This window comes from Neisseria sp. 74A18, assembly GCF_001308005.1.
In the GTDB taxonomy this organism is placed as follows: Bacteria; Pseudomonadota; Gammaproteobacteria; order Burkholderiales; family Neisseriaceae; genus Neisseria; species Neisseria dumasiana.
On record NZ_LGZA01000024.1, the window covers coordinates 1 to 13,129 of the forward strand.

Annotated in this window: 11 protein-coding genes; all 11 read right to left on the reverse strand. The window is 54.5% G+C overall.

Going from position 1 to position 13,129, the window contains the following annotated elements; all coding sequences use genetic code 11:
• The coding region (locus tag AKG43_RS08235) for a type VI secretion system Vgr family protein (RefSeq protein ID WP_156300647.1) at window positions 1–988 on the reverse strand (988 nt) is incomplete at its 3' end.
• Window positions 989–1,133: 145 nt separating this feature from the next.
• Window positions 1,134–2,111, reverse strand: a complete 978-nt coding sequence (moaA, locus tag AKG43_RS08240; RefSeq protein WP_054600092.1) for a GTP 3',8-cyclase MoaA — start codon at window positions 2,109–2,111, stop codon at window positions 1,134–1,136.
• Window positions 2,108–3,334 (reverse strand): gephyrin-like molybdotransferase Glp, encoded by a 1,227-nt coding sequence (glp, locus tag AKG43_RS08245; protein ID WP_054600093.1) that lies wholly within the window; start codon window positions 3,332–3,334, stop codon window positions 2,108–2,110. Before glp ends, moaA begins: the two co-directional genes overlap by 4 nt.
• 357 nt (window positions 3,335–3,691) lie before the next feature.
• Complete coding sequence (locus AKG43_RS08250; RefSeq protein WP_054600094.1) at window positions 3,692–5,074, reverse strand: NarK family nitrate/nitrite MFS transporter; 1,383 nt, start codon at window positions 5,072–5,074, stop codon at window positions 3,692–3,694.
• 79 nt (window positions 5,075–5,153) lie between these two features.
• On the reverse strand, window positions 5,154–6,410 hold the full coding sequence (locus AKG43_RS08255) for a nitrate/nitrite transporter (protein WP_054600095.1): 1,257 nt from the start codon (window positions 6,408–6,410) through the stop codon (window positions 5,154–5,156).
• 249 nt (window positions 6,411–6,659) lie between these two features.
• Window positions 6,660–7,085, reverse strand: coding sequence for a molybdopterin-binding protein (locus AKG43_RS08260; RefSeq protein ID WP_054600096.1), 426 nt, complete (start codon window positions 7,083–7,085; stop codon window positions 6,660–6,662).
• Window positions 7,086–7,157: 72 nt separating this feature from the next.
• On the reverse strand, window positions 7,158–7,823 hold the full coding sequence (locus AKG43_RS08265; RefSeq protein ID WP_054600097.1) for a response regulator: 666 nt from the start codon (window positions 7,821–7,823) through the stop codon (window positions 7,158–7,160).
• Window position 7,824: 1 nt separating this feature from the next.
• Window positions 7,825–9,723 carry a type IV pili methyl-accepting chemotaxis transducer N-terminal domain-containing protein gene (locus tag AKG43_RS08270; protein ID WP_369799572.1) on the reverse strand — a complete coding sequence of 633 codons (1,899 nt, stop codon included), beginning with the start codon at window positions 9,721–9,723 and terminating at the stop codon, window positions 7,825–7,827.
• A 312-nt stretch (window positions 9,724–10,035) separates the two neighbouring features.
• Window positions 10,036–10,719: a respiratory nitrate reductase subunit gamma gene (gene narI / locus AKG43_RS08275; RefSeq protein WP_054600099.1), complete on the reverse strand. Its 684-nt coding sequence runs from the start codon at window positions 10,717–10,719 to the stop codon at window positions 10,036–10,038.
• Window positions 10,716–11,390 (reverse strand): nitrate reductase molybdenum cofactor assembly chaperone, encoded by a 675-nt coding sequence (narJ, locus tag AKG43_RS08280; protein ID WP_054600100.1) that lies wholly within the window; start codon window positions 11,388–11,390, stop codon window positions 10,716–10,718. Before narJ ends, narI begins: the two co-directional genes overlap by 4 nt.
• A complete protein-coding gene (gene narH, locus AKG43_RS08285; RefSeq protein ID WP_054600101.1) occupies window positions 11,390–12,946 on the reverse strand; it encodes a nitrate reductase subunit beta in 1,557 nt (518 codons plus the stop codon). The genes narJ and narH overlap by 1 nt, the downstream gene beginning before the upstream one ends.
• Window positions 12,947–13,129: the final 183 nt, after the last annotated feature.

Here is a 13,129-nt window from a genome sequence, read left to right on the forward strand (position 1 = left end):
GCGCTTCGCTGAAGCTCGGGGCCGTCTGAAACACTTGGCCGGGGCTGAGGGCGGTAATGTTGCCGCTGCCGGAGGCAACAATACGGCGGCTGTGGTTGAGCTGTTGCAGTAAGGCCGTCTGAAGTTGGGCTTCTGCGGGTGTCTTTTGATGCAAACCCCAATGGCTGTCGCTGCCGAGTAAGACGCTGCTATCGCTTTCCTTATCCTTCGCCGTTACTTGGGACGACAAATCGGTATCGGCATCGCGGTAGTTGTAATCGCCGACGCGGATGGATTCGAGAATCGGGTTGTGCTTCACCTGTAAGGCGAACACCGCTTCTTCGCCGATACTCTCCAACCCACCATGGGGGCGGTAGGGATACGGATGACGGTTGTCGCGAAAATAATGGGCGGCATCGTCACCGAATACCGCCACATCGCCATATTGAGCGTTCTGCTCGAAGGCGTACCAAATCCCTTCTTCTTCGCACAGCCGGTTGATAAAGGCGAAGTCGCTTTCCTGATACTGGGTCACATATTCGCGTACACCGTATTCGCGGGAAGTGTTGAAACGGAAATCGACGCCGGCAAAACCGTGGTGTTTCAGCAGCGATGAAATAATGTCGGGAACGTTTTGGTTTTGAAACAGCCGCGAAGTGCGATGGTGCTTCAATGCGGCGATGCGCGGTTCCAATACCATGCGGTAACGGGTTTCGTCGGCCGATACCGACAGCTTCTCGCAGGATGTGATGATGCCGCTCCATTCCTTCAACGCTTGGGGAGCCAACATCCCGTCAATCAAACCCAACGCATCAGAGCTTACCGGCGTTACCGTAAACTTAGCCGCTTGGTTGATGTACGACGACAGCGGTAGGTCGGCATCGGCGGAGGTGAGTTCGATGTCGAGACGGTAGGCGCTGTTGAGTGTCTCAGAAGCGGTGAAGGAGACGACGGAGAGGGGCGGGCTGAAGCGGGAGAAGCTGAGGTGGTAGGATTGGGTTTGAGTCATCGCAGGTGTTCCAAAGCGGTGTGTATAAAGGGAAATTATGTTTTAGAAATATAGCAGAACAGATATTTATTTTCCATTTGCATATGACAAAAGGCCGTCTGAAAGTTTCAGACGGCCTAACAACATGCTCTGCAGGGTATTGTTCCTATCCGCCAATCATTGAAAGGTCGCGTATCAAGCCGAATTTTTTGTTGTGCAGGAAGTGATGTTCCGGCTTTTCCACCATCAGTTCGTGCAAGTGCTGCTGCAATCCTTGTGTGTCACCGCTTTGTAACCATGGGCGGAGGTCGTAGGCGGTGCCGCCGAACAGGCACAGGTGCATTTTGCCTTGGGCGCTGACGCGCAATCGGTTGCAGCTGCGGCAGAAATCTTTGCTGTACGGGGCGATAAAGCCGATGCTGCCGGCAAAATCGCGATGCCAGTATTCGCGGGCAGGGCCGGCGTGTGCTTGGCGCGGCATCAGTTGCCAGCCTTGTGCCTGTAAATCGGCTTCCAATCCTGCGGCGGAAAGGTGTTGTGCGTTGAAGAGTGAAAAATTATCGCGGGTTTGCATCAGTTCGATAAAACGCAGCGTAACGGGGCGGTGGCGCACGAACTCTAGTGCGTCGGCGAGCGTTCTGTCGATGTAGCGGCGCATTAATAAGGTGTTCACTTTTATCGAGTAGAAACCTTCGGCCAAAATATCGTCTAATGCGCGCAAGATATTGCGGCATTCGCGCTTGCCGGTGATTTGGTAAAACACTTCGGGGTCGAAGCTGTCGATGCTGATGTTGAGTTTGTCTAAGCCTGCCGCGCGGTAGGCGGGGAAAAGTTTGGCGAGCTTGAAAGCGTTGGTGGTCAGGGCAACTTGTTCGATTTCGGGCTGTGCTTTGCAGATGGCAATGATGTCGGCCAAGTCGCGGCGCAAGGTCGGCTCGCCGCCGGTAAGACGGATTTTGCGCGTGCCGTTACGGGCGAATGTTTGCACCAGTGTTTCGATTTCGCGCAGGCTCAGTTCGTCGGGTTTAGCCTTGCCTTGATAACCGTCGGGCAGGCAATACACGCAGCGGTAGTTGCACAAATCGGTAACGGACAAACGCAGGTAAGTCAGACGGCGTTGGAAAGGGTCGGTCAGTGCGTTCATAAGAAAGCCTCCGTAAAAGGCTGGACGGTTACGAGCGTGCCGGCGGGCAAATCGCCTGCCTCACACGGCAGAATCATGTAGCCGTTGGCGCGGCTCACGCCCCATACGCGGTGGGAATCCTGTGCGCCGGAGGGTGAGGCCGACCAGCTTCCGTCGGCTTCTTGCTGCAAAAGCGCGCGCTGGATGTCGGTGCGGCCGGGCGATTTTTTCACGGGCTGGGTTAAGACGGCCGAAAAACGCAATGGCTGCGGCACATCTGTTGCGCCGCACAGCAGCCACAAGGCTTCTTTGATGAAGAGGTCGAAGCCCACAAAGCCGGACACGGGGTTGCCGGGCAAACCGAAATACCAAGTGTTTAGCATTTTGCCGAACACAAAAGGCTTTCCGGGCTTCACGGCCACTTTGTAATGATGAATGGCGCCCAAACGCAATACGGCTTCGCGAACGTAATCATAATCGCCCACGGATACGCCGCCTGAAGTGATGACCACATCGGCTTGCTGGGCGGCTTCGTCGAGCACATGCAGCACGCCTTCCAAATCGTCGGCGGCCTGCCCCAAATCGAGCACTTCCACCGGCAGCAGGTTCAGCCGCGCCATCAGCGTGTGGCGGTTGCTGTCGTACACTTGGTCGGGTCTGCCCACCGGTGTGCCGGGTTCGTGCAGTTCGTCGCCGGTGGATAACACCGCCACTTTGATTTTGCGGTACACCGGCACTTCGCCGACGCCCAGCGCAGCCAGCAGCATGATATCGGCCGTGCGCAGAATACGCCCAGCTTGCAGCACGGTATTGCCGATGGCGACTTCTTCGCCGCAATAGCGGATATTGTCGCCTGCGCGGGCGGTTTGGTTGAGCACGATGCTGTTTTCTTCGACGGTTACGTTTTCTTTCAATACCACGCACGCGCCGCCTGTCGGCACAACCGCACCGGTCATAATCCGAACGCATCCGCCTTCGGGCACATTGCCTGCAAACGGTTTGCCCGCCGCCGATTCTCCCGCCACCTGCCAACGGCTGCCCGCTTCGGCTGCGGCCGGCAAAGTGTAGCCGTCCATAGCGGAAATATCGGCACACGGAATATTCAAGGGCGACGTAATGTCTTGCGCCAAAACGCGTCCTGCGGCACGGGCAACGGCTACGGTTTCAATCTCGGGGCGGTATTTGCTTTTATCGATATGCGCCCGAATCAGGGTTTGCAGTTCGGTAACGGATGTGAGCGACATGGTTTATCCTTGATTGCAAAATAAAAATAACAGCGAGCGGTATGCCGGATGATATACCAAGACAGGTTGCGCTTTATATGTTTTTGGCGCAACGGCATACGGCGGTGTGATGCGGTGTGTACCCGCCCACTTGAGGGTTTGCGGGTAATGACATCATAAAGCCGTGATAGCGCATGCAGAATGCCCCTAAAGCATGAACCCAAACCGCAAAGGCATAGCCCGTATGCTACTTTGGGAGTATTTCCTCCCTATCCGAGGGATTAGTTGCCCGCTGCCGTGAAAAGTTTGCACAAGGCATTAAGGCCGCCTGAAAAAGGCCGTCTGAACTTTTTCAGACGGCCTCATATGCTTCATTGATCAGCACTTGGCTTCCGCACCTTTACGGGCGTAGTACCACCAGTTCAACACCAAACAAATAGCATAGAAAATGATGAAGCCGATCAAAGCCGCGTTCACGCCGCCGGTGAGGTCGATAGACGTGCCGTAGCTTTTCGGGATGAAGAAACCGCCGTAAGCCGCAAATGCCGCCGTAAAACCGATCACCGCCGCACCTTCTTTGGTAGCGTCCAGACGCGCCTGCTCTTCGCTGACCTTGCCTTCGTCGGCAAACTTTTGGTGCATATTGAGGAAAATTACCGGCACCTGCATAAAGGTTGAACCGTTGCCGATGCCCGTCAGCGCAAACAAGGCCAAGAAGCAGGCGAAGAAGCCCCAGAAATTGCCGCCCTGCCCGTTGCTCGGCAGAAAAGCGATCACACCGAACACGGCGATAATCATGCCTGCGAATACGATTTGGGTAACCGCCGCGCCACTCTTGATTTTATCGGAAATCCAACCGCCGAACGGACGTGCTAGCGCACCCACCAACGGCCCCAAGAAGGCGTATTTCACCGGGTCGATGCCGGTAAACTGGCTTTTAATCAGCAGCGGGAAACCTGCCGCGAAGCCGATAAACGAACCGAACGTGCCCAAATAGAGAATGCACATAATCCAGTTGTGCTTGCGGCTGAAAATAATGGCTTGGTCTTTAAAGCTGGCTTTCGCGCTGGCCAAATCGTTCATGCCGAACCATGCCGCCAAAGTGGAAAGAATGATAAACGGCACCCAAATAAAGCCCGCATTTTGCAGCCACATTTGCTTGGTAACGTCGCCTTTGACCCAAGTTTGCGGTTCGCCGCCAAACGCACCGAAAATGCCGGCGGTAATCACCAGCGGCACGACAAATTGAACGGTGGAAACGCCCAAATTACCCAAGCCCGCGTTCAAGCCCAGAGCTGTGCCTTTTTCCGCTTTGGGATAGAAAAAGCTGATATTGGCCATGCTCGACGAGAAGTTGCCGCCGCCGAAGCCGCATAGTAAGGCCAACACCATCATGGTGATGTAGTCGGTATCGGGGTTTTGCACGGCGAAGCCCAAGCCGATGGCGGGCAGCAACAGGCTGGCTGTCGATAAAGCCGTCCATTTGCGTCCGCCGAATATCGGCACCATAAACGAGTAAAAAATACGCAGGGTCGCGCCGGAAAGCGCAGGCAACGCCGCCAGCCAGAAAAGCTGGTTTTCGCTGTATTTAAAGCCGATATTGGGCAGGTTAACCACCGCCACGCTCCACACCTGCCAAATGGCAAAGGCCAGCAGAAGGGCGGGAATGGAAATCCACAGGTTGCGGGTGGCGATTTTTTTACCGGTTTTCTGCCAGAATGCTTTGTCTTCCGGCTGCCAGTGTTCGATCAAATGCGACATAACGATACTCCGTAAAAAGAAACCTGTTGAGGCCGTCTAAAAAAAAACCGCTGCGCTTTCAGACGGCCTGATATAAGGATTACGACTGTTTCTGATTCAAGGCTTTCAATTCTTGGTCGCGCTTGGCTTTAAACGAGAAGTGCATCCAAATCAGCGATACGCACACCGTGCCGTAAAGCAGCATGAACGATGTCGAACGGATGCCCGTCCAGTCTTCCAGCGCGCCAAACATAATCGGCAGCAGAAATCCGCCCATACCGCCGGCCAAGCCCACGATGCCAGATACTGCGCCGATGTTGTCGGGGTAGTCGTCGGCCACGAATTTGAACACCGAGGCTTTGCCCACCGCCGTCGCCACGCCCACGGTAAACATCAGCACGGTAAACAGGGTAACGCCCAAGCCGATGTGCATACTCAAGGGGCCGTTTTTGGTTTGGATAACCAAGTCGGTTTGCGGGTAAGAAAGCAGGAAGAAGCACACCCAGCACACCCACATCACCGCCCACGTTACCTTATACGCACCGAATTTGTCGGAAAGATAGCCGCCGAACGCACGCAGCACGCCGCCGGGCAGCGAGAAACACGCCGCCAGAAACGCCGCCGTTTTCAGCTCCATGCCGTATTCGCCCACATAATATTTGGTCATCCACAAGGCCAGCGCCACATAGCCGCCGAACACCACCGAATAATATTGGCTGTAACGCAGCACGCCGGGGTCTTTCAGCAAAGCAAGCTGCTCTCGAAGCGTCACGCTCGACGACACCAAATGCTTGGGATCATGATAGCTGGTGAACCAGAAAATAATTGCCATGGCCAGCATAATCGCCGAATACACGGTAGGCACGATCTGCCAAGTGCCGTAAGTGGTGATTAGCCAAGCGGCCAAAAATTTGTTAACGGCAGAACCCGCGTTGCCCGCGCCGAACACCCCCATCGCCATCCCTTGCTGATGTTTGGGAAACCAGCGCGCCACATAAGGCGTACCCACCGAAAACGAGCCGCCCGCCAAACCCATAAGCAGGCCGATAATCAGAAAATGCCAATATTGGTCGGCATAACTCATCAGAAAAATCGCCGGTACCGAAATCGCCATCAGCGCAAACAGCACCACGCGTCCGCCGTATTTATCGGTAAGAATGCCCAGCGGCACCCGAATCAGCGAGCCTGACAACACCGGCAGCGCAATCAAAATGCCGTATTGGGTTTGGTTGAAGCCCATTTCTTCCTGCACTTTGATGCCGACCACCGCCAGCATCATCCACACCATAAAACACACCGTAAACGAAAGCGTGCTGGATACCAGCACCGAGTAGCGTTTGTAAGTTTCCGAGGCCATCTCGCCGCCCCTCCCTTTCTTATTGAAGTGATCAAAGAAATTTTGCCTACGGTTAAGTTACTCTCTTGATACGCATGGCGCATTCACTTGAAGCATCGGGCATACAAAGCATTGGCATAGCCCCGTATCCGCCGAAATGGGCATCGGAGTAGTTATTTAGTCGTATCTCTTTTGCTGAAAAGCATCAGGCCGTCTGAAATATATTTTCAGACGGCCTGATATGCCCGAATGCGGCAAACGCTGCGGCGGCTAAACCAAAACGCCCAGCATCACTTGGTTGGCATTGAATACGGCAGCGGCCGGTTTGCCCGGCTGCAACGCCAAAGTTTCGCTGCTGTACAGCGTAATTGTGGCGCACAAATGATGGTCGCCGATATCCAGCGTAACCACATTGTTCACCGCGCCCTGCTCCACCCGCTTAACCTTGCCGGGCAAGCAGTTTTCCGCCGACAGCACCATCGGCGCCAAATCGGTGGCAATCACAATCGAAGCCGCCTTCACCATCACCACGACCATGCTGCCCGTTGCCAGTTTCAGACGGCGGCGGCTGAAGCTGCTGATCTGTGCCTGTATCTCGATACCCGAATCCGTTGCCACGGTAACCAAACAGCTGCCGCCCTCTTCTTCGAGCGCGGTCACTTTGCCTACCAATTGGTTGCGCGCACTGCTTTTCATCACATTTCCTTTATCGTTTCGCTAACAGCCCGACCGTTTTTCAGACGGCCTCAAGGCACGATTTGATTGTTTTTAATCGTTAGGTTGCGGCACATTATGCTGCACCGCATACACCGCCGCCTGCACGCGGCTGGTCAGCTCCAGCTTGCGCAAAATGCTCTGCACATGCACTTTGATGGTGGACTCGGCCAAATCCAGCTTGCGGGCAATGATTTTGTTGCTGTGTCCGGCAGCGAGGTGGCCGAGAATTTCCATCTCGCGCGGCGTGAGCGTATCCAAAGCCCCTGCGGCGGCGGGCGCGGCGGGGCGTATCAGCGACTGCACCAGCCGCGCGGTCATTTCGGGCGAAAACACGTTGTCGCCGGCGGCAGCTTTTTTGATGGCATCCACCAAAAACTCGGCGTTGATGTTTTTCAGCAGAAAACCGCGCGCGCCCAAGCGCATACATTCGGTTAAATCTTCGCTGTCTTCGGAGACGGTCAGCATCACCACCGTTTGGTCGGGGCGGCTGCTGAGTATCTGCGCCAATGCTTCGCGGCCGTTCATCACCGGCATGTCCAAATCCAACAGCACCACGTCGGGATTGAGCTGTTCGGCCAACTTTACGCCGCTCAAGCCGTCGGCCGCTTCGCCGACCACTTCGCAATCTTCCTGCCGCGCCAGCAGGGCTTTGATGCCGCTGCGGAACAGCGTGTGGTCGTCCACCAAAATGATGCTGATTTTTTCGTTCGTTTCCATATCAAATCAAAATTCTTTCTTCTTGCGGCAGAGTCAAACGCACTTGCGTATATTGCCCGGGTTGAGATTCCAAATCCAAACGCGCATGAATACGCAATGCCCGTTCGCGCATAATGTTCAGGCCGACATGGCTGCCCGATAAGGTTTCGAGCGAAGCGGTATCGAAGCCGTTGCCGTTGTCGGTAATCGTCATCACAAAATCATGTTCGTTATCCAGCGTAACCTTCACCGAGGTGGCTTGGGCGTGCTTGCGGATATTTGAAAGGCTTTCCTGCAAAATAAAAATAAACTGCAACTGCTGCTCGCTGCTCAAATTGGGGCCGTGGCCGTGCCACACCACTTCGATATCGGTTTGGGTTTGCTGTTTGAAACGTGCGGTAAGCGTTTGCACGGCTTCGGCAAATTCTTTTTTGCTGATTTTGGTGCGGAAATTCAGCAGCAGTTCGCGCACGTCTTCATAGCATTCCTGCACGCCGTCTTTGATGAATTGCAGGTTTTCCGACATCTGTTCCTGATTGCCCGCCGCCATGGCGCTTTCGAGCATCTGTACCTGCAAATTTAAAAAAGTGAGCGTTTGGGCGATGCTGTCGTGCAGCCCCTGCGCCATCAGGTTGCGTTCTTGCAGCACGGCCAACTGGCGGCTTTCGTCGGCCAGACGGATGTTGGTCAGCACCAGTCCCAAAAGGTTGCACAAAGAATCGAGCAGATGGGTGGTGTGGGTGTTAAAAGCGTATTTTTCGTGAAAATACAGAGTCATAATCCCTAAATCATGGTGGTTGTAGCGGATTTTGAATACCTGAAGGTAGTGAAAACCCGATTTCTCGCAACCCGTGGTGTGCATGGCCACCGAAGCCCCCGTCGGCCTGTCGAAATGAATCGGCTGCCAACCGCTCTGCTGCACGCTTTTGCCGCAAAAGCAGTCTTCCAAACGCTGGCAGGCTTCGGCGTTTTGCAGGGTATCGGGCAGGCCGGTATGGGCAACCAAATCCATGCGGTGCCGTCTGAAATCGAGCAGACGTATGCTGCCTGCGCTGGCGGGAATCAGTCTCATGATTTTTTCTAAAAACATATTGCCCGCTTCGGCTGCGGTTTGCGTTTGGTTGAGAAAGCGTGAAAACGAATACAGCGTTTGCAGCGTATAGTTTTTATCGGCCAAGTCGCGGGTTTTTTCATCCACTTCATGCTCGAGATTGGCGTAAAGCTGTTGCAGGCGGCTGCTCATTTGGTTGAAACCGTGGTCGAGCTGGGCAAACTCGGATAACTCGTGAATCGGCACTTGCGTTCCCAATTTGCCGTCGTGAATGCCCAACACTCCGTTTTGCAGCTCTTCCATCGGCCGGATAATCCACAAATACAGCAGCACCACCATCACACCCGCGCCGATCAGCACCATCGCCATCAGCCCGCTTTGAAACAGCCGCAGCCAGTAGGTATGGCGCGAGTTAACGGTTTCTACGGCAGACACCAAGCCGTCGATGGAAGCAACAAATTCGTGCAAACGCTTTTCTTCCACCCCTGTGCGTTGGCGGGCGGCATTTTGCAGCAGCGGCCTGATTTGCCGCCATTCCGATTTCAACCCTTCCATGCGGCTGTTTACTTCGGGCGTATCGGGCAGAAACAGCGGCCGCACCGGATTGCCCGTTTCAAGTTGCTGAACGGTGGTGTCGAAACGGCTGATTCTTTCGCCGATGTCTGCCGGATCATGCTGTTCGCGCAACATCAAGCCCAAGCGGTAAACCTGCATACGCAGGCTGCCGGCATCGTTAATCGCCGCCGCGCTGCCCTCCAGCCGCCACGACAGCAGCAAGGTGAAAATAATCGATGCCAATGCCGCCGAAACCCACATCACCGTGAGAAATTTCAAACGTGCCGACAAGCTGTTGAGAAAAGTAAACCGCAACGCCGTGCTCCGTAAAAACGTAGGGCGCGCACAACCGCCCTTTGATAAAGCTGCTACTATGCGTTATTTTATCCATATCGGAAATAAGCCTACCGCCTTGCCGCCCTAGTCCGTTAGAACTATGCCTGCATATTGCCGTTTCCTTATTGAAGGTTATGACAAAACAAAGTAATAAGTCATAAGGCCGTCTGAAAAAGTTTCAGACGGCCTTATGAATTCTGATTTATATCAAAAATAACCGCTTGGAGTCTTTACACAATCTACATCAGCGGGTTTGTAAAGTTTTCGGTTATCGGGTGCTGCGGCACGTCATCAACGGCGGCGCACCAACTGCCATGCACGGCCTAAGTAGGTTACGCTGGCGAAGCCGCTCCACACATGCACCAAGCGGGTGAAGGGGAAAATCACAAACAAGCCCATACCCATTACCATATGCAGTTTGAACAGGAAGTTCACGTCTTCGATATGGCCGGCGGCATCACCGCGGAAGGTAACGATATGCTGCGCCCAAGTCATCAGTTTCACCATTTCGTGGCCGTCGGTATGCCCCATGCTCACGAAGATGGTCAACAAGCCCAAGCCTAAGGTAATGATGAGCCAAATCAGTACCAGTTTGTCGCGCCAAGTGCTGTTGGCGGCCAAGCGGTCGCATTTCAGACGGCGTTGCAGCAGAATAACCAAACCGATCATCGCCATCACGCCGAAGATGCCGCCCATCACCATTGCAAAAATCTGCTTGGCTCCGTGCGAAATGCCCAGCGCGTCCCAAAACCATAAAGGCGTGAGCAGGCCGAACAAATGCCCGAAAAACACGGCCAAAATGCCGACGTGAAACAAGATGTTGCCCAAGCGCAATTGGCCTTCATACAGGATTTGGCTGGATTCGCTTTTCCACGAATATTGTTCGCGGTCGAAGCGCACGAGGCTGCCGAAAAAGAAAATCGCCAAGGCTATATAGGGAAAAATGCCGAAAAAGAATTGATGCAGGGTGTTCATGTTTGCGCTCCTTTTGTGGCCGTCTGAAAAGCGGCTTTAGGATAAAACTGTACGGTTTCTATGCGGGGTTTCAGCAGCGGCTCGGTGCCGGAAATGTCGGGGCCGAACGTTTCCATCGCTTCGTCCATATCGCGCACGGGCGGCTCGACCAACGGGCGCGCTGCCACCGGGCTGAGTGCGGTAATGCCTTGCAGCAACACAGCGTAAGGCGAACCGCTTTTTTCGAGTTTGCCGCCGATGTGGGCAACCACATGCACGGCATCGCCGAGCAGCTTTTGGGCGTGTTCAGACGGCACTTGGCTTAAATATTCCAGCAGCACGGGCAGGTAATCGGGCAGCTCGTCGTTGCCCAACTCGAAACCGCGGCTGCGGTATTCTTCCAGTAAGTCCACCATCGCGCTGCCGCGGTCGCGGTCTTCGCCGTACACATGCTCGAAAATGTAGAGCGCGTGGTTGCGGTTGCGGTCGAAAGTGGCGACGTAGCGTTCCTGCAATTCGCGCAGGCTGTGGCTGTTCAGGTAGCCCAAAAAGCTGTTCAGACGGCCTGCTTGTGCTTGCAGCTCCGGCCATTCTTGCAAGGCCGTCTGAAATTCGGGCAAGGCTTCAATCAGCTCGGCTTCGGGGTAGCACAGCAGCGCGGAAAACCACCGGTAAACAGGATTTGCGCCCATCAGTGCACTCCTTCTTCGCGGTTTTTCTCGGCATCTTTACGCAGGCCGTGGAAGATAATCGGCGTGCCTTTGCGCTTGCCGAACAGGTTTTCTTCGCCGCCGCCGGAACAGCCGTTCCCGAAAGTAAAGCCGCAGCTCGATTTGTCTTCAAAGCTGTTTTCAACCATTTCTTTGTGCGAAGTCGGAATCACAAAGCGGTCTTCATAATTGGCAATCGCCATGATTTGATACATGTCTTCCACCATTTCGGGCGTGAGGCCGGTGCCTGCCAGCGTTTCCTCCGGCGTTTCGCCGTGCACCACTTGGCCGCGTTTGAAACGGCGCATGGCAATCATGCGCTCCAGCGCGAGTTTAATCGGCTCCACTTTGCCGGCAGTGAGCAGGTTGGCCAGATAACGCAGCGGAATACGCATTTCGTCCACGCTCGGAATGATGCCGTTTTCGCCCACCAAACCGTTTTCGATGGCAGACTGAATCGGCGATAAGGGCGGGATATACCAAACCATCGGCAAGGTGCGGTATTCGGGGTGCAGCGGGAACGCCACTTTCCACTCCATCGCCATTTTGTACACCGGCGATTGTTTGGCCGCATCAATCCAACTTTGGCTGATGCCCTGTTTCAAGGCTTCGCGTTGTACTTCAGGGTCGTGCGGGTTCAAGAACACGCCCAATTGCTGTTCGTACAAATCTTGTGGGTTGGCTACCGAAGCGGCCTGTTCGATTTTGTCTGCGTCATACAGCAGCACGCCCAAATAACGGATGCGGCCTACGCAGGTTTCGGAACACACGGTTGGCTGGCCGCCTTCGATACGCGGGTAGCAGAACGTGCATTTTTCGGCCTTGCCCGAAGTCCAGTTGTAGTAGATTTTTTTGTATGGGCAGCCCGATACGCACATGCGCCAGCCGCGGCATTTGTCTTGGTCGATCAACACGATGCCGTCGTCTTCGCGCTTGTAAATACTACCGGACGGGCAGGAAGCCACACAGGTCGGGTTCAAACAATGCTCGCACAGGCGCGGCAGATACATCATGAAGGTTTGCTCGAACGCGGCGTGCATGTCTTTCTGAATGCCTTCAAACAGCACGTCTTTCGCCCGCTTCTCAAACTCGCCCGCCAAATCGTCTTCCCAGTTCGGGCCCCATTCCACCTTGTCCATTTTTTTGCCGGTGAGCACGGAAATCGGACGCGCGGTCGGCGGTGTCGGCATTTTCGGCGCGTTTTGCAGATGCTCGTAATCGTAGGTGAACGGCTCGTAGTAGTCGTCGATTTTCGGCATATTCGGGTTGGCAAAAATGTTTGCCAAAATCTTCAACTTGCCGCCCTGCTTCGGCACCAGCTTGCCGTCGGGCTTGCGCACCCAGCCGCCGTTCCATTTATTTTGGTCTTCCCAGTTTTTCGGAAATCCGATGCCGGGCTTGGTTTCCACGTTGTTAAACCACGCATATTCCACGCCGTCGCGCGAAGTCCACACGTTTTTACAGGTAACGGAGCAGGTATGGCAGCCGATACATTTGTCCAAGTTCAGAACCATGCCGACTTGTGCTCTGATTTTCATGATGGTGTTCCTTTTGGTTTGGCTGTTCAGACGGCCTCTCAAACAGGCTTCAAGGCCGTCTGAACAACAACTTCGTCAAGTGGTTGCTGTCGTTGTTGTAAAACTTTTTCACAGATAGAAGCTTAGTGGATGGCACGCAATAAAAATATGCGCCGAAAGCGCAAATAAAGGCAGCAAAGGAAT